The organism is Streptomyces sp. NPDC102514, assembly GCF_055584525.1.
The window spans coordinates 1,105,413-1,125,698 of record NZ_JBVJLW010000001.1 but is presented as its reverse complement, the minus strand read 5'-3'; the positions used below and the strand labels follow the sequence as shown (position 1 = coordinate 1,125,698).

Here is a 20,286-nt window from a genome sequence, read left to right as displayed (position 1 = left end):
GAGTCCCCGGGCCGCGCCGCCCCTTCCCTCAGCCTTCGTTCTCCCAGCTTTCGTTCCCTCAGCCTTCGGCGCAGGCCGAGGCGAGGTCACCGCTGGCGCCGTTGCCGGACTTCCCCGACGGCGGCAGCAGCTTCGGGTGGTCGTCCCCCGCCTTGTAGTCGTACTGCCAGAAGCAGTTGACCTCGGCGGAGGGCTTTCCGGCGGTGTAGGTGACCGGTTCGGGCAGCAGACCGTCGAGGGTCTCGTCCTTGATATCGCGGTAGGCCTTGAAGACACTGTCGCGGGTGACGGTGTCGGTGTCAGGTCCGACCGCCTTGAGGAAGAGTTCCAGGGACGCCCAGACCGTGGTGGCGCTGGAGCTGGAGATGTCGGTCTTGGGCTCGTACTTCTTCATCGCGTCACGGAACTCGGCCACCGGCGGGCTGTCGGCCCACCACGGGAAGCCGTTGAGCGTGCCCACCATGTGCATGCCCTGGATGGCGCTGTACTTGGTCGGGTTGAAGCTGGTCGAGGAGGTGGCGAACACCCCCTTGTAACCCTGCTGGACGCAGTCGCCCATGACCCGTACGGCGGTGTCGACCGAGACGAGCAGGGGGACGTAGTCGGCCTTCTTGTTCTTGAAGTTGAGGCACTCGGCGGTGTAGCTCGCGGCGTTCGAGGCGACGGTGGTGTATCCGCCGTACCCGACTCCGACGGCCGCGGTGGCCGGCTTGTAGACCTTGGTGTCGTCGGCGCAGGTGGCGGATTCCGCGCACACGGCCGACACGAGCTGCTTGGCGCCGAACGCTCCGGCCGCCGTGACCAGGGACTTGATGACCGTGGCGGAGTTCGGGGACTGGGTGAAGAAGTTCGGCAGGCCGTTCCACACGGCCGCGTTGTAGCCACCGGAGCCGATCACCGGGATGTCGGCGGACTCCAGGTACTTGCCGACCGAGCCCTCGGCGACGGCGTCGACCAGCAGCGTGGCCACCACTTTCTTGTCCTGGGCCAGGGACTTGGCGACGGACTGGGCCGCGCTCGCGTTGTTCTTGGTGTCGGCGATGACGATCTCCACCGGCCGCCCGCCCAGGCCGCCGTCGCTGTTGACCTTCTTCTCCCAGGCCCGCGCCGCCGCGGTGGCGGCGGTCGTGCTGGACGAGAGGGGTCCGGTCTCGGAGATGGCGAATCCGATCTTCACCGGTTCGCCCTTCAGCTTGTCCGCCGGATCCGAAGCACTGTCGCCGCCGCTCCCGCACGCGGTGAGTGCGAGACAGCAACTCGCCGCGAGAGCGGTGATGTTCCGCGCTCCGCGGGATGCTCTCCTGTGATGGTTCATGGGGCTCTCCATACATGGTGGTCGAGCGGCCCGAGAGGGCCCGGAGGGCGTGGGGGATGAGGGGTGTGGCAGGCATGGGGGGTGTAGGGGCCTGAGCGTCACTGCCGGCGCGCGGAGGGCGCCCGGTTTCCCGAGGCCGGGAACATGACCGGGGGCCGACGCGGCACACACTAGGTTCTAATACTGCTGCAAGTCTAGTATCGGGACGATAACAACACTTGGAGCATAATTAGGGGTACGGAACGGCTCCGGGACGGTGCCAGGCGTCCCTCGCACGCCGGACGGTCTCGACCAGTGCGAGGGGCCGGTCGAGCATGATGTGGTGCCCCGCGCCCGCGATGTCGGTGGTGACCGCGAGGGGTCCCAGCCGCCGCCTCAGCAGGTCCGCCATCTCCGCGCTCAGCAGCCCGTGTTCGGCCCGGACCAGCACGACGGGACGGGTCGCCGTGGACCAGGTGTCGAGTTCGACCTCGGGCCGGCGGTGCGTACGGGGGTCGAACTTCCAGCTCCAGCCGTCGTCGAAACGCCGTACCGACGTGTGCGCCACATGTGCCGCGACATACGGCAGGACGGCCTGGGCGGGTGAGGGCCGCCACCGTGCGGCGGCCTCCCCGTGATCCGCGTACCGGCGGAGTACCGCTGCCGCCCGCCGGGCACGGCGGACCAGGTCCTCCGGACGGACGCGCCGCACCGGCGGGTCCACCGCGACGACCCCGGCCACGGCCGGCGCGGACAGCTCGGCCGTGCGCAGGGTCACGAAACCGCCGAGGCTGTGTCCGACCAGCACCGCGGGTCCGACGATGCCCGACTCCCCCGCCACACAGGCGACTTCGGCCGCCCAGCAATCGAGGGAGTAGGCCGGCCTGCGGTCGCTGTCGCCGTGCCCGGACAGGTCGAGGGCGACCACGCGGTGGGTGTCGGCCAGCAACGGTCCGAGGTGGTCCCACCAGCCGGCGTGGGCACCCGCGCCATGTACGAGAACCACTCCGGGGCGGCCCGTCGGACCCCAGGCGCGATAGGTGATCCGGGCACCGTCGACGACGGTCGCCCCGTGGCGGGGCACGGCGGCCAGCGCGCCCCGGAACCAGGCCGGCGGTCGCTGCCGCTCGTCGGGCGACGATCCCGTACTCACAGGGCCGACCGTACCTTCCGGTGGGCGCGCTGCCGCGCGGTTCGGTTCAGGCGGCGCCCTCGCCGATGTACTGCTCGAACATGTTCCCGTCGAGGAGGGTCGCCGCGTCGCCGGAGTACGCGATCCGGCCGCGCCGCAGGACGTAGGCAGTGTCCGCGACCTTGAGAGACCGCAGCGCGTACTGGTCCACGAGCAGCAGCGCGATGCCCTCGGACTTGAGGGTCTCCAGGAACTCGAAGACGAGGTCGACGACGATGGGCGCCAGTCCGAGCGAGGGTTCGTCGACCAGGACGAGATGGGGGCTGCGCAGATGGGCGGCGGAGAGGGCCAGCATCTGCTGCTCTCCGCCGCTGAGCGTGCCCGCCTTCTGGCCGAGCCGGTTGCCGAGGACCGGGAAGGCCGCGGCGGCCTTCTCGATGCCTTCCTCCACCGCGCCGCGCGCCGCCATCATGGCGAGGTTCTCGCGCACGGTGAGGTTGCGGTAGATGCCCCGGCCCTCGGGGATGTGGCACAGGCCGAGCCCGGCGCGGCGGTGCGGGGCGGTGCGGGTGACATCCGCGCCGTCGACGAGGACCTGCCCGGCGGCCGGTGCGAGCAGGCCCGAGGCGACGCGCAGGGAGGTGGTCTTGCCCGCGCCGTTCGGGCCGATCAGCGCGGTGACCCGGCCGGGCCGCACGGTGAGCGACACGTCCCGCAGGACGGTGGTCTCGCCGTATCGGGCACTGACGTCGCGCAGTTCGAGCGCGGGCGCCGTGGTGTGCGGCCCGGTGTCGGCCTGGAGGTCGGTGGCGGTCATCGGGCCTGGCCTTCCGTGACGGTGGAGGGAGTGGGCGCCATCGCGGTCTCCGCCTCGGTGTCGTCGAAGGTGCCGAGGTAGGCGGCCTGGACGACGGGGCTGCTGCGGACCTCGTCGGGGGTGCCCTGGAACAGCATCCGGCCGAAGTCGAGGACGTGGATGCGCTCGCAGATCCGCAGCACCAGGGCCATGTCGTGTTCGACGAGCAGGATGCCGCAGCCGCGCCGGCGTACGACGTCGAGGAGGATCTCACCGAAGCGTTCGGTCTCGGCGGTGTCGAGGCCCGAGGAGGGCTCGTCGAGGAGCAGCAGGTCGAAGGGGCCGCCCAGGCAGCGGGCGAGTTCGACCAGGCGCCGCTGGCCGGTCGAGAGGGAGCCCGCGGGCCGGTCGCGGAGATCGGCGATGCCGCACAGTTCCATCGCGTACTCGGCTGCCTCCCGGGTGAGCCGGGCCTCGGCGCGGGTGGCGAAGAGCTGACCTCGTACGTTCGTGCCCGCGAGGGACGACTCGATGCCGAGGGCGACGTTCTGGGCGACCGTCAGGGAGTCGCACAGTTCCATGAGCTGGAAGGTGCGTCCCAGGCCCATGCGTCCGCGCGCTGCCGCGCCCTTGTCGGTGACGTCCGTGTCGTGGAGCCGGACGCTGCCCGAGGTCGGGGTCAGCAGGCCGCTCGCGGCGTTGAACGTGGTGGTCTTGCCCGCGCCGTTGGGTCCGATGAGTCCGGTGATGGAGCCGACGGGCGCGGTGAAGCCGATGTTCTCCACGGCGACCCGGCCGCCGTAGCGGATGGTGAGGTCCTTGATCTCCAGGCCCGTCGCCTGCTCGCGGAGGGTCCAGGGGTCCTGGGCGGAGGTGGGTTCCGGCTTCTTGGCCGGCCCGCCCCAGCGGGTCTCGACGAAGGTGCGGAGGGCGGCCGGTGCGGGCGGCGTGCCGCCGCGCATGGCGGTGACGACGGCGGCGACACCGAAGAGGACGTTGAGCCAGCTCGCCGCGTGTTCGCTGTGCCAGTAGGCGGGCAGCACCGAGCCGACGAGGGCGACGACCGCGTACCAGGGTTCACGGAACGGCATGAGGGCGAGCATCGCGACCAGGACGAGCGAGGAGTAGGCGGTGTAGTTCTGGTCGCCGAGGACGGCGTAGTTCACCGATGCCCCGTACAGGATGCCCGCGACGCCCGCGAAGAAGCCGGCGATGCAGAACACCAGCAGCCGGGTGAGGTTGACGTCGAGGCCGAGCGTCCTGACCGCGAGCGGGGATTCGGCGAGGCCCTTGAGGACGCGTCCGAGTCGGCCGCGGTGGATGACGACCATCACGACGGCGGTCACGACGAAGAAGGCGAGTACGACGTAGTAGTAGGCGCGGTCGCTCTCGAATCCGCCGGGGCGGGGCATGGCGCGGCCGATGCCGGTCTGGGTGAAGAAGAACGAGCGTGAGTAGAGGAGTTGTTCCACGGTGAGGCCGAAGCCCAGGGTGGCGAGCGCCAGGAACAGGCCGGACAGCCGGATCGCGGGCAGTGCCAGCAGTGCGGCGACCGGCACCACGACGAGCGCGCCGAGCAGCAGGGCGAGCAGCCAGGGAAGGTCGAAGTTCGCGACGAACTGGGCGAACGCCACGGCTCCGATGGCGGCGAAGGCCGCCTGGCAGAGCGAGACCAGACCCGCGGTACGCACCAGGAGCCCGAGCGACAGCAGCATGATCGCCTGGGTGAGGCCGACGGTGTAGTAGGACAGGTCGGTGCCGACGGCGAACGGCACCACGGCGAGCAGCGCGGTGACCACCACGCCGGCCACGAGCCGGGTGCGGGCGGGGCCGTGCCAGGGAGTCGTGGGCGGCCGTTCGGCCCGTGCGGGGGCGTCGAGCTTGCGCCGGGGTACGACGAGCAGGGCGACCAGCAGCAGGAAGAACGGGAGGCTGGAGGAGAGCCCCGACAGGGAGCTGTTCTCCAGGGTGTACTTGGTGGAGACGCTGGCGGCCACGCCGACGACGAGGGCGCCGACGTAGGTGAGCGGGATGCTGGAGAAGGCGCCGACGGCGGCGGCACCGAACGCCTGCACCACCAGGAACGTCAGCGCGACCGACTCCAGTCCGGCGATCGGGGCGATGAGTACGCCGGAGAGCGCGGCGAACATGGAGCCGACGCCCCACGCGAGTCGCTGTACGCGCTGCGGGTCGGTGCCGTGCAGGCCGACCAGTTCGGGGTCGTTGACGACCGCGCGCATGGCGAGACCCGAGCGGGAGGTCCGGAAGAAGACATACAGTCCGCCCACCACCAGCAGCGACACGGCGGTGACCGTGACCTGGGCATAGGTGATGTTGACCCCGCCCACCTCGAAGAACTCGGAGCCCTTCGGCAGGTACTGGGGCAGCCGCAGCGTGTTGAAGCCGTACGCCACGGTCGCGAGGCCCTGCACGATCAGGATCAGCCCGATGGTCGCGACGATCTTCATCGAGGCGCGCTGGTCGGCCAGGGCGCGGCTCATCGCCGCGAGGAGCAGCCCGAACACCGGTCCGAGGACGCCCACCGCCAGGACGAGTGCGGCCCACCAGGGCCACTCCTGGTCGACGCGGAGGTAGTAGAAGACGTACGCGGCAGCGGCGGCCACGGCGCCGTGGCCGATGTTGAAGATGCCGGAGGTCTTGTAGGTGAGGACGAGGCCGGTGCCGGCGAGGCCGAGGATGGCGCCGGTGGCGATACCGGCCACGATGAAGGGGAGCAGGTCGTTCAGCATGACTGCGGTCTCCCGTCGGAACGGGGCGGGTCGGAACGGGGCGGGATCGAGGGTGACTCCCCCACCGGACACACCGCTCGGACTGCGCGCGACGGAGTCGGCATCGGTTCTCCTTGCTGGGTGGCGGCCGGGCAGGGCGAGAACGCGCCGACGGCCGATGCGCAGCCACGCTAAACGGCCGAACAATTACTTGTCCAGGCTTAGAACACCACTTACTCCATCACTTACTATTCGTTCCCACGGTTCGCGGAGTGCGAGTGGAGCACGACAGGAGGTCTCGCGCCAGAGCCTCAGCAGCCCGCGGCCTGCGCATCGGCGAGACGGGGCCCCGCGGCCCAACGGTCGTCGCGGGCGCCCACCACATGCATGGTGCCGCTGACGTAACTGCCGTCGTCGGAGACGAGGTACATCATGGCGTTCGTGATGTCGTCCGGGTCGGGGGTCTCGACCGGCATGCGCGTGAGTGCCGGGCTCACCGGCCCGCCGAGGACCCCGCCGTCGTCGGCGGTCTCGTGGTGCACGGCGTTCACCCGCACCCCGTACGGATCCAGTTCCTCCGCCAGCACCTGGATCAGGGGGATGAGCCAGGCCTGCGCGGTACCGCCGCGCGAGACGCGCGCGTCCGAGTGCGCGGTCGCGAGCAGAGTCGTGAGCGGGGTCGTGATGACGACCGAGCCACCCCTGCCTCCGCTCATCAGATGGGGAACCGACGCCTTGATGATCCTCCAGACGCCGATGAGCCTGACGTCGATCGCGTCCTGCCAGATCTGCTCGGCCTCTTCGAGCGCGGTAAGGGGTCCGGAGGTCTCGGCGTCCGCCAGCACGATGTCCAGCCGGCCCAGCCCGGCCACCCCCTTGTCGACGGCGGCTGTCAGCGCGGCCGCATCGCGCACATCGGCGCGTACGGCGACGATCCGTCTCCCCGCGCGCTCGACGAGGCGGGCAGTTTCAGCCAGGCCATCGACGGCCGAAGGTTCCGGACCGGTGCCGTCCCGCACCCCCGCGTCCACGGCGATGATGTCGGCCCCTTCTTCGGCGAGCCGGGCGGCATGACGGCGTCCCTGCTCTCGCCCCGCCCCGGTGATGAACGCGACCTTCCCTGCGAGTCGTCCCACGGGACCACCCTCCTGACATCGCCGATGACGCCGGATTCCGCTGATCAGAAAGGTTATGGCGCAGTGGGACAAAAGTAAACCGCGAGGCGTGCGACGATGGGCGGCATGACGGAGCCATTGGCGCGGACAGCGGTGAACCTCGGCGGCCGGCCCGCCTCGACCAGCGCGCACCGGCTCGCCGAGATCGCCCAGGAGCTCTTCATCCGCCAGGGGTTCTCCGAGACCTCGGTCGACGACATCGCGGCCATGGCCGGAATCAGCCGCCGCACGTTCTTCCGGTACTTCTCGACGAAGGCCGACGTCCTGTGGGTCGAGACCCAGAAGGAACTGAACCGGGTGCGGGAGGGGCTGGACGCGGCACCGGCGCAGGAGAGCTGCCGTGACGCCCTGTGCCGGGTGATCCCGGCCGCGTACCGTCCGTCGCAGTCGCAGCGGACCTGGGCACTCCAGCGTGCCGAGCTGGTCCTGCACGAGCCCGCCGTCCAGGGGTCACTGGCCCGGCACCAGGCCGACTGGCGTGCCATGGTCACGGCCTTCGTGGCGCGCAGGGTGGGCGCCGAGGCCACGGACATGCTGCCGATGGCCGTCGGCTCGGCCGCGCTGAGCGGGAACCTGATCGCCCACGAGTACTGGACGGCCCATCCGACCGAGGATCTGCCCACGGTGATGACGCGGATGCTCCAACTCATGCTGCCCCGGTTCGACAACATGTAGAACACCATTGTGAGCTCGGATGCGCGCTCGGAGCCCTCGTACGGCGGAAACCTGTTTATATTGTGTTTGGAACATTATTGACAGAGCCGCGAGAGAGGGTCCCGGCGTCATGACCTTCGTAATCAACCAGGGATGCTGCAAGGACAGCTCATGCATCCCGGTCTGCCCGGTCCAGTGCATCCGGCCCCGCCCGGGCGACCCCGACTTCACGACGGCGGAGCAGCTCTACATCGATCCGGCGACCTGCATCGACTGCGGCGCCTGCATGGACGAGTGCCCGGTGAACGCGATCGACTCCGAGTTCGACCTGTCCGAGCAGTCGGCCGACTATCTGGACATCAACGCGGAGTACTTCGAGGCGAATCCGATCGCCGAGTCGCTCCCGCCCGACCTGGTCTACCGCAAACTGCCCGCGGGGCGTACCGAGTTGTCGGTCGCGATCGTCGGTTCGGGCCCGGCCGCCTGTTACGCGGCCGGTGAGCTGAGCGACATCAAGGGCGTGACGGTCAGCATGTTCGAACGTCTGCCGACCCCGTTCGGTCTCGTACGGGCCGGTGTGGCTCCGGACCATCCCAGGACCAAGCAGATCGCGAACCGGTTCGGTTCGGTGCTGGCCCGGCCGGGTGTGCACTGCTTCTTCAACACCGAGGTGGGCCGCGACATCACGATCGACGAGTTGCTGGAGCATCACCACGCGGTGCTGTGGGCGGGCGGCGCCGATGACGACCGCCGGCTGGGCATTCCCGGTGAGGAACTGCCCGGCTGCTTCTCCGCGCGGGAGTTCGTCGCCTGGTACAACGGCCACCCCGATTTCACCGGCCACCGGTTCGACCTGACCGGGCGGCGTGCGGTGGTGCTGGGCAACGGCAATGTCGCGCTCGACGCCGCCCGGGTGCTCGCCCGGCCGGTCGGCGCGCTGGAGCCGACCGACATCGCCCCGCACGCCGTCGAACTGCTCGGCGCCAGCCGTGTCGAGGACGTCGTCGTCGCCGCACGGCGCGGCCCCGAGCACGCCGCCTACACCACAGGTGAGTTGCTGGCGCTCGACAGCACGGAAGGGGTCGCGCTGCGCGCGGTCGCCGGGGAGGCCGACAGCCTCGCCGGGCGGACCGACCGCCAGGCCGCGGTCGTCCGGGCCGCCGCCGGCCGCGAACCCGGAGCAGAGGACGACGGCGAACGCACGATCACCTTGCGGTACGGGCTCACGCCGGTGTCGGTGAACGGTGACGGCGCGGTCGAGTCGGTGACGTTCCGCCGCGCCGACGGAAGCACGGAGACGATCGAGACGTCGTTCGTGCTGCGCGCCGTGGGATACCGCGGACGCTCCGTGGCCGGGCTGCCGTTCGACGACGTGACCGGTACGCTGCCGCATCGCAACGGCGCCGTGTACGACCCCGAAAGCGGTATGCCGGTGGTCGGCGTCTACTGCGCGGGCTGGATCAAGCGCGGGGCCAACGGCATGATCGGGAGCAACCGGACGGACTCCGCGGAGTCCGTGGAGGCTCTTCTGAACGACCTGGCCGGTGGCCGGCTGACCGATCCGGTCCATGACGTCGAGCACCTCGCGGAGCTGGTGGCCGAACGGAATCCGGACCTGGTCGACAAACACGCCTGGACACGCATCGACCAGGCGGAGCGACGCCTCGGCCGGGAGGCCGGACGCGCCCGCGTCAAGCTGGTCAGCGTGGCAGAACTCCTCGCCGCCTCGCGGGTGACGTCATGACGGCGCGCGTGATCGCGGTCGTCGGCGCCGGCCTCGCCGGGCTGCGTACGGCCGAGTCGGTGCGCCGGGCCGGCTGGACCGAGCGGGTCGTCGTGGTCGGCGACGAGCCGCACATGCCCTACAACCGTCCGCCGCTGTCGAAGAAGATCCTCCTCGACGGGGCCGGCTCGCACGAGCAGGTCGCTCTGCGGCTGCGGCCGTCGGAGCACGAGACCGAATGGCGGCTGGGAAGCCGCGTCGTGCGCAGTGACCTCGATGCCCGGACCCTGCGGCTGGCGGACGGGTCGTCACTGGTATACGACGGTCTGGTGGCCGCGTCCGGGGTCACCTCGAGGAGGCTGCCCGAGTCCGTCGGCGGTGTGCGGCGCGTGCTGCGCACGGTGGACGACGCGGTCGCCCTCACGACGGCTCTGACAGCGGGTGCGCGAGTGGTCGTGATCGGAGCCGGGTTCATCGGCTGCGAGGTCGCGTCGGCCGCCGTCGCGCGCGGCTGCGAGGTGTCGGTCGTCGCGCTCGACGCGGCTCCGATGACCGTGCCGCTGGGACCGATGGTCGGCGCCGAGCTGGGCCGCAGGCACGCCGGGGCGGGCGTGCGGTTTCATCTGGGGCAGGGAGTCACCAGCGTGGGTGAGGACCTTGTCGTCCTCACCGACGGAACGCGGCTCAGGGCCGACCTGGTCGTGGAGGCCATCGGCTCCCGGCCGAACACGGAGTGGCTGGCGGGCAACGACCTCGATCTCGCGGACGGGGTCGCCTGCGACGCCCGGCTGCGCATGGGAGGCACGCCCGCCGCGGTGGCCGTCGGTGACGTCGCCCGGTTCCCGAACGCCCACTTCGACGACGTACCCCGACGTGTCGAGCACTGGCAGATCGCGGCGGACACGGCCCTGCACGCGGCCAGGACACTGGTCGCCGACCTCGACGCGGGCGAGCAGCCCGCCGCGTTCGGCACGGTGCCCGCGTTCTGGTCGGACCAGGGCGTCGTCAGTATCCGGTCCTTCGGAATGCCGGGGCTGGCCGACGCGAGTGCCGTGCTGGAGGGCGATCTGACGGGAGAGGCCGCGATCGGGTACACCCGTGACGGCGCTCTCGTCGGAGTGGTGCTGCTCGGGCTCGCCAAGCAGACCGGGGCCTACCTCCGCCGTCTCACCGCAGAGCTGGAGACGGCGGGGGCGGGCTCCCCCGTCTGACGTGCCGGTCAGTCCTCCAGCAGGACCACTCCGCGCAGGTTCTTGCCTGAATGCAGGTCGGCGTACCCCTGGTTGATGTCGTCCAGGGTGTACGTCGACGTGATCAGCTCGTCCAGCTTCAGATGCTTGTTGCGGTAGAGGTCGACCAGCAGCGGAACGTCCCGGTACACGTTCACCCCGCCGTAGACGTTTCCGCGCAGGGTCTTCTGCGTGAGCGTGAACTGGAACAGGGACAGCTCCAGCGAGGTCGAGGCCGCCGGCGTCACCGAGGTGATCACCACGATGCCGCCGGGGCCCACCAGGTCGACGGTCTCGGCGAGCAGTCCGCCGCTGCTCACACCGACCGACAGGATCGCCACGTCGGCGAGGCGACCGGGGGTCAGCTCCGTGAGCAGTTCGACGGCCTCGGCGATGGAGGCGACGGCATGGGTGGCTCCGAAGGTCTTCGCCTGCTCGCGCTTGAACTCGACCGGGTCCACGACGACGATCAGGTTCGCGCCCGCGTTCTTGGCGCCCTGGACCGAGTTGACGCCGACGCCGCCGCTGCCGACGACCACCACGTTGTCCCCGGGACCGACCTCGCCGAGGTAGACCGCCGCGCCCCATCCTGTGGTGACGGCGCAGCCCAGCAGCGACGCCGCGGCGAAGGGGACGTCCTTGTCTATCTTGATGGCGCAGCGTTCCGAGACGACGGTGCGGTCCGCGAAGGTGCCGAGGTCACCGGTCGCCGCGACCGACTGTCCGCGCGCCGAGAACGGCGTCTGCTGCCCGTAGCCCTGCTGGGCCGCGTTGAGGCACAGGTTGGAGCGGCCCTGCCCGCAGTTGCGGCAGTGCCCGCACGGCGGGTTGAAGATCAGCACGACGTGATCGCCGGGCGCGACCCTGGTCACGCCGGGGCCGACGGCCTCGACGATCCCTGCCCCCTCGTGGCCGCCCACGAGGGGCAGCGGCACCGGCATGTCGCCGGTCACCGCGTGGTCGTCGGAATGGCAGAGCCCGGTGGCCTTCACCTTCACCAGGATCTGGCCCGGGCCCGGGTCCGCGAGCTCGACCGGCTCGACGGTCCAATCGCCTCGGGTCTCCCACAGGATGGCGGCTCGGTTGCTCATGGTGTGCCTCTCGTGAGTGAGGTGCGGTCGGCCATTGCCCCCGCTACTCATGCTGTCTATTATGCTGGAAGTCGAATGTAAACATAAGTAGCAACATGAGAGCGCGACGACCGGCCCACTCCGGAACGCATGTGGTGTGTGAAGCACGGGGCGTGTGTCCCCGCCCGAGCAGCGCTGAAGAAAGGGGTAGCCCATGACGTCCATGGCCGAGCGTGCCGAGGAAGCCGGCCTCCCGGTCCACCGTCTGGACCTGGAGAACGACGAGCGGCTCGCCGAGGATCCGTTCGCGGTGTGGGACGAGGCCACCGACACGGCGCCGCTGTTCTACAGCCCGGCGGGCCGCGGCTTCTTCGTCGCCGCCGACTACGACACGGTCAAGACCGTGCTGCAGAACCCCCGGATGTGGTCCAACCTGCCGAGCCCGATCACGTACACCAAGGAAGAGGTCGTGATCGACGTTCCGCCGATCACGATGGATCCGCCGCAGCACACCACCTACCGGCGGGCCCTGATTCCGCTGTTCAGCCCGAACGTGGTGGACACGCTGGAGCCGCGGGTGCGGGAGCTGAGCCATGAGCTGTGCGACAGCATCGAGGCCGCGGGTTCCTGCGACTTCGCGAAGGACTTCGCGAGCAAGCTGCCGGCGAGGTTCTTCCTGGAATGGCTCGGGGTGACCGAGGGCGACGCGGACCGGATGTTCAAGCTGGCCCAGGCCGCGGCCTTCGACTTCCCGACGCAGGAGGAGCGCAACGCGATCGAGGAGGAGATCAACGCGATCGTCGGTGACGTCATGAAGGCGCGCAGGCGCGAGCCGCGGGACGACCTGGCCACCGCGTTCACCCAGATCCGTATCGACGGCGAGCCGGTCGAGGAGAAGCTTCTGGTCGGTATGGCGACCCTGGCGTTCATCGCCGGCCAGGAGACCACGTCGACCCAACTGTCCTACATCGCCTGGCACTTGGCGCGGCACCCCACCGACCGGCAGCTGCTGGTGGACGACCCCGATGTCATCCCGGACGCCATCGAGGAGCTGATGCGCGTGTACAACACCGGTGGCCCCGCCGGCCGGGTCGCGGCGCAGGACGGCGAACTCGCGGGCTGCCCGGTCAAGAAGGGCGACCGGATCTTCATCGCCCGTTCCGGCGCGGACCGCGAGCTGGACCGCGAGGTGCAACTGCTGCGCACGCCCAACCGGCACAGCGCGTTCGGGCTGGGCGTGCACCGCTGCCTCGGCTCCCATGTGGCCCGTATGGAGATGCGCGTCGGGCTCGAGGTGTGGCACGAGCGCTTCCCGCGGTACGAGCTGCCGCCCGGCTTCGTCGCCCGGCACCGCTACGGCAGCTTCATGCAGCAGCTGACCAGGCTGCCGCTCGACCTGAACCCCGCCTGACGGGCGCACGGCCCACCCGGCGAAACCACCACGACGCGAGGAGCACGCAACCATGACCTCTCTTTCCGGGAAGGAAGCCACCGGTCTGAGGTTCCGGATCGACACCGACCTCTGCGCGGGACACGGCCGGTGCTACGCACTGGGCCCGGAGTACTTCGAGTCCGACGACATCGGTTACGCCAAGGTGCTCGACCGGGTCGAACCGGCGGACCGGCGCGACAGCATGGAGGACATCGCGATGGCGTGTCCGGAGGGCGCCATCCTGATCGAGGAGACCTCGGGGAGCTGAGGGCCGTGTGCAGGCCCCTGCCCGACGGACGGGGGCGGGGCCCGCCGGGGAGGGACACCCCCGGCGGGCCCCGCCCCGTTCGCGTCCGTTCAGATCACGCCTTGCCAGGCCTCCAGCCGGAACGCGCCGGGATTCTCCACCGTCGCGCCGCGCGGCCCGAGCCTGCGCACCTTGCGCTTCTCCCCGTAGACCTCCCAGCCGGGATCACCGGTGGCCACGAAGTCGACCCACGCCCCATGCGTACGGGTGGCGAGCTCGCGGGGCGCGTCGGGGCCGCGCAGCGCGATGCCCCACGGATCGTCCAGCGTGTCGAACACGAAGGGGATCTCCAGCGTGTGGCACGCCCCCAGCCGCCCGCCGTACGTGTCCGGCCGCCACGCGAACTCGTACACATGGCTCTGCGCGCCCGCAGCGCGCCGCGCCTCCACGTACCGCACGGCGGGCACGCGGCAGAACCAGTCCGACTGGATGGCGACGTACAGCTCCGCCACGGTCGCGCCGGGCAGGCCGGCGCGGTACCGCTCGATCATCGCCGCGGAGTCGACGCCCAGGCGCGCGACCATCGCCGCGAGCGTCCGCTCGTCCAGGGTGTCCGCCAGCCCGGTCGGCGCGCAGAACAGTCCGTACTCGTCGGTGTTCGTGCCGATCAGCAGCTCGACGGCGTTCGTGGCGCCGTCGCGGACCGCGTCGAGTGGGTGCCGGGGCACGATCTCGCCGTCCACGACGGGCTGCATCGCCAGCCGGCGGAACGGTGCGAACCGCGGGTCCTTGCCCGCGCCGATCCGGCCGATCACCTCGTTGGTGGCGGCGTGGAGTCTGTCGGCCGGAACCGCGGAGACGCCCCGCACGCTGTGCGGTACGCCCAGCTCGGCGCAGAGTTCGGAGGTGAAGAGCCGTGCCTCCTCCGGCGTATGGACGTGGTGGCCGTCGCCGCTCTGCGCGATGGCGCGCCGGACCAGGCCTTCGGCCCGCGGCACGGTCAGCAGGGTGAGCAGTGACATCGCGCCCGCGGACTCACCCGCGACGGTGACCCGCGTGGGGTCCCCGCCGAGAGCGGCGATGTTGTCCCGCACCCATTCCAGCGCCGCGATCTGGTCCAGCAGCCCGCGGTTGGGCACGGCGTCCGGCAGATACAGGAAGCCCTCGGCCGCGAGCCGGTAGTTGATCGTCACGGCCACGACGCCGTCGCGCGCGAACGCCGACCCGTCGAAGACCGTGGTCGACCCGGCGCCGGTGACGAAGCCGCCACCGTGGATCCAGACGAACACCGGCAGACTCGCCGAGGTGTCCGGGGTCCAGACATTGAGGTTGAGGCCGTTCACACCCGGCCGCACGGGGTCGGGGAGCAGCGCGTCGATCACGGCCGAGCGCTGCGGCGGAGCCGACACCGTGGGGCCGTACGCGGTCGCGTCCGCGACGCCCTCGTGTGCGACCGGCGGGCACGGCGCGGCGAACCGGTGCTCACCGGTCGGCGGTGCCGCGTAGGGGATCCCTTTGAAGGACAGCACCCCGCGGTCGTGCGTGCCGCGGAAGGTGCCCTGGTCAAGTCTTGCTTCCATGAGCTTTAATTATGCTCCTAATAATTGAAGTGCGCTACTATGGCATTACTATGGGATCACAGAAGGGGCTTCCGCGTCGATGACACTGGACGACAAGCGACGGCTCGAACTGCTGACCGCGCCCGGAGGTGCCTTCCCCCTAACCGAGCGGGCGGTCGGCGGCCGGACGGTCAAGGTCTTCGACCGCGAACCGCGCACCCTGCGGGAGGCGTTCCTGGCGACGAGGCGGCACGGCTCCGCCCTCGCCATCGGATACCGGGACGAGCACTACGACTACGCCGGCCTGTGGGCGCGGACGGTACGCCTGGCCCACGCCCTGCGCGGCGAGTTCGGCATCGCCAAGGGCGACCGGGTCGGCATCGCGATGCGCAACTACCCGGAGTTCGTGTTCGCCTTCGGCGCGACCCAGCTGCTCGGCGCGGTCGCCGTGCCGTTCAACTCCTGGCTCAAGGGACAGGAACTGGCCGACCTCGTCGGCGAGGCCCGGCCCAAGGTGCTCTTCGCCGACCAGGAACGGATCGCACTCGCCCGCGAGTTCGGGATCACCGCGCCGGAACTGATCGGCGTACGCTGCGCCGCGCCGGTGCCCGGAGTCACCGACTGCGCGAGTCTGCTCACGGACCTGTCCGCGGACCTCGACGCATCCGACCTCGACGCACCGGACGCCGAGGTGTTCCCGGACGACGTGGCCACCATCCTCTTCACGTCGGGCACCACGGGCAGGCCGAAAGCAGCGGTCCACACCCATCTCAACCACTCGGCCTCCCTGCTCAACAAGCTGATCCGCGCGGTGCCGGTCACCGAGCCGGAGGGCGGCGGGCCGGAAGGCAGCGGGCCGGTCGAGGTGTCGTCCCCTCCCCGGTCGTGCAAGCTCGTCACGTTCCCGTTCTTCCACATCGCCGGCCTCAACACCCTCTACAACACCCTGTACGCCGGTCAGTCCCTGGTCCTCATGTACAAGTGGGACGCCGCCGAGGCGGTCCGGCTCGTCGAGGCCGAGAAGGTCAACGAGGTCTCCGGACCGCCCTTCGTCGTCCAGACCTTCCTCGCCGCCGCACGTACCACCGACCGGGATCTCTCCTCGCTCCGCTCGCTCGGCATGGGCAGCGCCGCGGCGCCCGCGCACGTGGTCGAGGAGGTACGCGCCGTGCTCGGCGACACGGTCGTCCCCAAGACCGGCTACGGCATGACGGAGACGACCTCCGGCGTCGTCGCGATCTCCGCCGCCGACTTCGCCCGCCGACCCACGAGCGTCGGCAGGCCGCTGCCCACCGCGGAGGTCGCGATCATGGGCCCGGACGGCCGGCTGCTCGGCTCGGACACCGAGGGCGAGGTCGTGGTCCGCGGCCCACAGGTGATCCGGAGCTACGAGGGCGACGGGTCCGGCGGCAGCCCGCTGAGCGACAGCTTCCGCGACGGCTGGTTCCGTACCGGCGACCTCGGCAGGGTCGACGCCGAAGGCTTCGTGTACCTGGTCGGCCGGATCAAGGACATCGTCATCCGCGGCGGGGAGAACATCAACTGCTCCGAGGTCGAGGTCGCGCTCGAAAGCCACCCCGAGGTGCGCGAGGCGGCCGCACTCGGCGCACCGCACCCGTTGCTGGGCGAAGAGCTCGTGGCGATCGTCCACACGCCCGAGAACAGCACGGTGACCCCGGAGGATCTGCGCGCCCACCTCGCCGAGCGCCTCGCGGCGTTCAAGGTGCCCGCCCGCGTCGCGATCGTCCACCGGCCACTCCCCCGCACCGCCAGCGGAAAGATCGTCAAGCGTGAGCTGGCCGGTGCGCTCAACCTCGGCCGGCTGCTCGACCCCACCCCCGCCTCCTGACACCCCTGCACGTACGCATTCGAGATTCTCCGGAGGACAAGCATGGCCGTCCGCACCCCCGACTTCGACGTCATCGTCATCGGCGCCGGGATCTCCGGCATGTACCAGCTCCATCTGCTGCGCGAGGCCGGCCTGAAGGTGCGTGTCCTCGAAGCGGGCGGCGACGTCGGCGGGACCTGGTACTGGAACCGCTATCCGGGCGCGCGCCTGGACTCCGAGAGCTACAGCTACCAGTACGCGTTCACGAAGGACCTGCTCGGCGAGTGGGACTGGTCGGAGCACTTCGCGGCCCAGCCCGAGCTGGAGAAGTACTACCGGACCGTCGCCGACCGTTACGACCTGCGCAAGGACATCCGGTTCGACACGCGCGTCACGGCGATGGACTTCGACGAGGACACCGACGACTGGACGGTCACGACCGAGGCGGGCGAGCGGCTCACCGCGCATGTCGTCATCACCGCGACCGGTGTGCTCTCGGCCCCCATCTACCCCCGTATACCGGGGATCGAGCGCTTCGGCGGCGAGGTCCGCCACACCGCGCAGTGGCCGCGCGAGGACGTCACCTTCGAGGGCAAACGGGTCGCGGTGATCGGGACCGGCTCGACGGGGGTCCAGGTCATCACGGAGATCGCTAAGACGGCCGGCCATCTGACGGTGTTCCAGCGCACGGCGAACTGGGCCGTGCCGCTGAACAACGCGCCGCTCCCGGCCGAGGAGATGGCCGAGATCCGCGCCGGCTACCCCGACATGTTCGACCGGCTGCAGAAGACCTTCAGCGGCTTCCTGCACGACTGGGATCCCCGGCCCACCACCGACTACGACGAGGCCGGCCTGCGCGACCGGTTCGAGGCGGCCTACCGCGGTCATGGCTTCTCCAAGTGGATCGGGCTGCCGGCCGACATCGCCACCGACATCACGGCCAACGAGAAGTGGTCCGGCTTCCTCGCCGACAAGATCCGGGATCGTGTCGACGACCCCCGGACCGCCGAACTGCTGATCCCCGACGACCACTACTTCGGCACCAAGCGCGTGCCGTGCGAGAGCGGCTACTACGAGTCCTACAACCGCGAGAACGTCGATCTGGTCCCGGTCAGGGAGAACCCGATCGAGGAGATCACGGAGACGGGCATCCGCACGTCCCAGGGCGAGATCCCGTTCGACATGATCGTCTTCGCCACCGGCTTCGAGGCCTTCACCGGTGCTCTCAAGCGCATCGACATCACGGGCGTGGGCGGCAGGACACTCAGGAAGGCGTGGGAGGACGGGCCGGTGACCTACCTCGGCGTCCAGGTCTCGGGATTCCCCAACCTGTTCATCATGGGCGGCCCGCACGGCAAGGGCGGTCACGGCAACGGCCCCCGGTGCGCCGAGCGGGTGCTGGAGTGGATGGCCGAGTTCGCCGAGCACATCGTCACCGAGGACATCCGCCGCGTCGAGGCGTCCCCCGAGGCGGAGCGCGAGTGGTCCGAGGAGGTCCAGCGGCGCGCGGCGGGCGGGCTGCTGGCACAGACGAAGTCCATCTACTTCGGGGACAACCTGGAGGACGAGGACGGCGACGGGGGCAAGCCGCGCAAGCGCGTGTACCTCGCGTACATCGGAGCGCTCTCCGAGTACGTCGAGCGGCTGCGGACGCTGGCGAGGACGGGTTACCCGGGGTTCCGTATCTCCAAGTAACAGCGGACGTGTGAAGGGCGGCGGTGGATTCATCCACCGCCGCCCTTCACACGTCACGTGTCACGTCCCACCTGTCAGCGGGTGAACGCCGTCAGTGGGTGAACACGATCCCTTCGTACGCCGCGTCACGGACCCGGTCCAGCTCCGACCGGTACCGCGGCAGCCCACCCGCGTACAGCAGGAACGTCCTCTTGCGGCCCGGCACGTTCGTGCCCCAGGCCCACCCGCTCGCCGACTCCTGCAGGGTGCCCTTGATGGTCGAGTACGCCAGGTCCGACCACGCGTCCTCGGCCTCCGGGGTCGCCTCCGCGCGGGTGATCCCCTGCCGCCGCTGGTGGTCGAGGCAGTCCGTCACCCAGTCCGCCTGGACCTCCGCGTACCGGGGGATGTTGCCCGTGGTGCTCTGCGGGCCGCCCACCATGAACAGGTTGGGGAATCCGGCCGTCTGGATGCCCAGGTACGTCCGGGGCCCGCCCGCCCAGTGCTCGCGCAGCGGGAGGCCGCCGGCGCCGCGGATGTCGATCCGGGCGAAGGAGCCGGTGACGGCCTCGAAGCCGGTGGCGAACACGATCATGTCGACCTCGTAGTGGCCCCGCGAGGTCCTGATCCCGGTCTCGGTGATCCGCTCGACGGGCTCCTCGGCGGTCGCCACGAGCTGGACGTTGTCTTGGTTGAAGGCCTCGTAGTAGTTGATCTCCAGAGGTGGCCGCCGCTGCCCGAACCCGTGGTCCTTGGGGATGAGCCGCTCCGCGGTCTCCGGGTCCTTCACCCGCTGGCGGATCTTGTCGGCCAGGAACTGGTTGAGGAGAGCGTTGGCCTCCGCGTTCCGCGTGATGTCCTGGAAGTTGGCATGCACCATCGACATCCCCGGTGCCTCGTAGAGCTCCTCGAACACCGCGAGGCGCTCCTCCTGGCTCGCGTCCACCGCGCGCTCGGTGCGGGCCTGGTACTGGGTGCCACCGGGTGACGCGAGGAGCCGCTCGTGCAGTTCGGCCGCGCGCAGCCGCAGTTGTTCCGCCTTCTCGGGTGAGATCTTCGTGTTGTTCAGCGGGGTGCACCAGTTCGGCGTGCGCTGGAACACGGCCATGGACCGCACCGCGGGGGCGACCGTCTGCACGATCTGCACACCGCTGGAACCGGTGCCGACGACAGCGACCCGCTTGTCCGTGAAGTCCACCTCGGAGTGGGGCCACAGCGCCGTGTGGTACATCTCGCCGCGGAAGTCCTCACGGCCGGGGAAGGGCGGGTGGATCGGTGCCGACAGGATGCCGACCGCGGTGACGACATAGGTGGAACGAAGCTCCGTGCCGTCCTCGGTGGTCGTCGTCCAGGTGCCGGTGACGTCGTCGAAGACCATCGACTGCACCCGGGTGTCCAGGCGGATGTCCTCGCGCAGGCCGAGCCGGTCGACGACGAAGTTCAGATAGCGCTCGGTCTCCGGCTGTGCCGCGTACTCCTCGGACCACGTCCATTCGTCGAGCAGGTCCTGCGAGAAGAAGTAGCCGTAGCTGTAGCTCTCCAGGTCGAACCGGCAGCCGGGGTAGGCGTTCCAGTACCAGGTGCCGCCGACTCCCCCGCCCGCCTCCAGGAGCTTCACCCGCAGCCCGAGTTGGCGCAGCCGGTGAAGCTGGTAGATCCCGGAGATCCCGGCGCCGACAATGACGGCGTCGTGGTCGATGCCGGTCTTGGCGTCGTTCTGTGTCATTTCCCTGTCTTTCTGCGT

15 protein-coding genes are annotated in these 20,286 nt (G+C 70.2%); 7 read left to right on the top strand and 8 right to left on the bottom strand.

Translation table 11 applies throughout. The annotated features are described in order from the left end of the window. Positions 1 to 58 precede the first annotated feature (58 nt). From ACZ60E_RS05020 to ACZ60E_RS05000, 5 genes are all read right to left on the bottom strand, one after another. Positions 59 to 1,315, bottom strand: coding sequence for an ABC transporter substrate-binding protein (locus tag ACZ60E_RS05020; RefSeq protein WP_469438177.1), 1,257 nt, complete (start codon positions 1,313 to 1,315; stop codon positions 59 to 61). Positions 1,316 to 1,544: 229 nt separating this feature from the next. After that, a complete protein-coding gene (locus ACZ60E_RS05015; RefSeq protein WP_469438175.1) occupies positions 1,545 to 2,447 on the bottom strand; it encodes an alpha/beta fold hydrolase in 903 nt (300 codons plus the stop codon). Positions 2,448 to 2,493: 46 nt separating this feature from the next. After that, complete coding sequence (locus ACZ60E_RS05010) at positions 2,494 to 3,243, bottom strand: ABC transporter ATP-binding protein (protein WP_384800519.1); 750 nt, start codon at positions 3,241 to 3,243, stop codon at positions 2,494 to 2,496. Next, positions 3,240 to 5,972, bottom strand: coding sequence for an ABC transporter permease subunit (locus ACZ60E_RS05005; RefSeq protein WP_469438172.1), 2,733 nt, complete (start codon positions 5,970 to 5,972; stop codon positions 3,240 to 3,242). The genes ACZ60E_RS05010 and ACZ60E_RS05005 overlap by 4 nt, the downstream gene beginning before the upstream one ends. Before the next feature lie 290 nt (positions 5,973 to 6,262). Continuing rightward, positions 6,263 to 7,087 carry an SDR family oxidoreductase gene (locus ACZ60E_RS05000; RefSeq protein WP_469438170.1) on the bottom strand — a complete coding sequence of 275 codons (825 nt, stop codon included), beginning with the start codon at positions 7,085 to 7,087 and terminating at the stop codon, positions 6,263 to 6,265. Between the two features lie 105 nt (positions 7,088 to 7,192). On the opposite strand from ACZ60E_RS05000, the gene ACZ60E_RS04995 reads away from it, so the two are divergent. The 3 genes from ACZ60E_RS04995 to ACZ60E_RS04985 all read left to right on the top strand — a co-directional run bounded on the left by ACZ60E_RS04995 (position 7,193) and on the right by ACZ60E_RS04985 (position 10,714). Further along, on the top strand, positions 7,193 to 7,801 hold the full coding sequence (locus tag ACZ60E_RS04995) for an acyl-CoA-like ligand-binding transcription factor (RefSeq protein ID WP_469438168.1): 609 nt from the start codon (positions 7,193 to 7,195) through the stop codon (positions 7,799 to 7,801). 109 nt (positions 7,802 to 7,910) lie between these two features. Then, positions 7,911 to 9,524, top strand: a complete 1,614-nt coding sequence (locus tag ACZ60E_RS04990) for an FAD-dependent oxidoreductase (protein WP_469438165.1) — start codon at positions 7,911 to 7,913, stop codon at positions 9,522 to 9,524. Continuing rightward, on the top strand, positions 9,521 to 10,714 hold the full coding sequence (locus ACZ60E_RS04985) for an NAD(P)/FAD-dependent oxidoreductase (RefSeq protein WP_469438163.1): 1,194 nt from the start codon (positions 9,521 to 9,523) through the stop codon (positions 10,712 to 10,714). Before ACZ60E_RS04990 ends, ACZ60E_RS04985 begins: the two co-directional genes overlap by 4 nt. A gap of 8 nt (positions 10,715 to 10,722) precedes the next feature. On the opposite strand, the gene ACZ60E_RS04980 is transcribed toward ACZ60E_RS04985, so the two are convergent. Continuing rightward, positions 10,723 to 11,823, bottom strand: coding sequence for a Zn-dependent alcohol dehydrogenase (locus tag ACZ60E_RS04980; RefSeq protein ID WP_469438161.1), 1,101 nt, complete (start codon positions 11,821 to 11,823; stop codon positions 10,723 to 10,725). Positions 11,824 to 12,016: 193 nt separating this feature from the next. On the opposite strand from ACZ60E_RS04980, the gene ACZ60E_RS04975 reads away from it, so the two are divergent. Both ACZ60E_RS04975 and ACZ60E_RS04970 read left to right on the top strand, forming a co-directional pair. Further along, positions 12,017 to 13,213, top strand: a complete 1,197-nt coding sequence (locus tag ACZ60E_RS04975) for a cytochrome P450 family protein (RefSeq protein WP_469438158.1) — start codon at positions 12,017 to 12,019, stop codon at positions 13,211 to 13,213. Between the two features lie 52 nt (positions 13,214 to 13,265). Further along, positions 13,266 to 13,502, top strand: coding sequence for a ferredoxin (locus tag ACZ60E_RS04970; RefSeq protein ID WP_453790530.1), 237 nt, complete (start codon positions 13,266 to 13,268; stop codon positions 13,500 to 13,502). Positions 13,503 to 13,591: 89 nt separating this feature from the next. Here ACZ60E_RS04970 and ACZ60E_RS04965 read toward each other — a convergent pair whose 3' ends face one another. Further along, positions 13,592 to 15,061 (bottom strand): carboxylesterase/lipase family protein, encoded by a 1,470-nt coding sequence (locus ACZ60E_RS04965; protein ID WP_469438155.1) that lies wholly within the window; start codon positions 15,059 to 15,061, stop codon positions 13,592 to 13,594. A gap of 79 nt (positions 15,062 to 15,140) precedes the next feature. On the opposite strand from ACZ60E_RS04965, the gene ACZ60E_RS04960 reads away from it, so the two are divergent. Then, the gene (locus tag ACZ60E_RS04960; protein WP_469438153.1) at positions 15,141 to 16,889 is read left to right on the top strand and encodes a class I adenylate-forming enzyme family protein; all 1,749 of its coding nucleotides are present in this window, start codon (positions 15,141 to 15,143) and stop codon (positions 16,887 to 16,889) included. A gap of 42 nt (positions 16,890 to 16,931) precedes the next feature. Beyond that, positions 16,932 to 18,563, top strand: a complete 1,632-nt coding sequence (locus tag ACZ60E_RS04955) for a flavin-containing monooxygenase (RefSeq protein WP_469438151.1) — start codon at positions 16,932 to 16,934, stop codon at positions 18,561 to 18,563. Between the two features lie 91 nt (positions 18,564 to 18,654). Here ACZ60E_RS04955 and ACZ60E_RS04950 read toward each other — a convergent pair whose 3' ends face one another. Further along, positions 18,655 to 20,268, bottom strand: coding sequence for a flavin-containing monooxygenase (locus ACZ60E_RS04950; RefSeq protein ID WP_469438149.1), 1,614 nt, complete (start codon positions 20,266 to 20,268; stop codon positions 18,655 to 18,657). Between the last annotated feature and the right edge of the window lie 18 nt (positions 20,269 to 20,286).

Bases quoted from the DNA above. Each gene is read 5' to 3' on its own strand.
- ACZ60E_RS05020 (WP_469438177.1), bottom strand. From the start codon at position 1,315: ATGAACCATCACAGGAGAGCATCCCGCGGAGCGCGGAACATCACCGCT.
- ACZ60E_RS05010 (WP_384800519.1), bottom strand. From the start codon at position 3,243: ATGACCGCCACCGACCTCCAGGCCGACACCGGGCCGCACACCACGGCG.
- ACZ60E_RS05005 (WP_469438172.1), bottom strand. From the start codon at position 5,972: ATGCTGAACGACCTGCTCCCCTTCATCGTGGCCGGTATCGCCACCGGC.
- ACZ60E_RS04995 (WP_469438168.1), top strand. From the start codon at position 7,193: ATGACGGAGCCATTGGCGCGGACAGCGGTGAACCTCGGCGGCCGGCCC.
- ACZ60E_RS04990 (WP_469438165.1), top strand. From the start codon at position 7,911: ATGACCTTCGTAATCAACCAGGGATGCTGCAAGGACAGCTCATGCATC.
- ACZ60E_RS04985 (WP_469438163.1), top strand. From the start codon at position 9,521: ATGACGGCGCGCGTGATCGCGGTCGTCGGCGCCGGCCTCGCCGGGCTG.
- ACZ60E_RS04980 (WP_469438161.1), bottom strand. From the start codon at position 11,823: ATGAGCAACCGAGCCGCCATCCTGTGGGAGACCCGAGGCGATTGGACC.
- ACZ60E_RS04975 (WP_469438158.1), top strand. From the start codon at position 12,017: ATGACGTCCATGGCCGAGCGTGCCGAGGAAGCCGGCCTCCCGGTCCAC.
- ACZ60E_RS04970 (WP_453790530.1), top strand. From the start codon at position 13,266: ATGACCTCTCTTTCCGGGAAGGAAGCCACCGGTCTGAGGTTCCGGATC.
- ACZ60E_RS04965 (WP_469438155.1), bottom strand. From the start codon at position 15,061: ATGGAAGCAAGACTTGACCAGGGCACCTTCCGCGGCACGCACGACCGC.
- ACZ60E_RS04960 (WP_469438153.1), top strand. From the start codon at position 15,141: ATGACACTGGACGACAAGCGACGGCTCGAACTGCTGACCGCGCCCGGA.
- ACZ60E_RS04955 (WP_469438151.1), top strand. From the start codon at position 16,932: ATGGCCGTCCGCACCCCCGACTTCGACGTCATCGTCATCGGCGCCGGG.
- ACZ60E_RS04950 (WP_469438149.1), bottom strand. From the start codon at position 20,268: ATGACACAGAACGACGCCAAGACCGGCATCGACCACGACGCCGTCATT.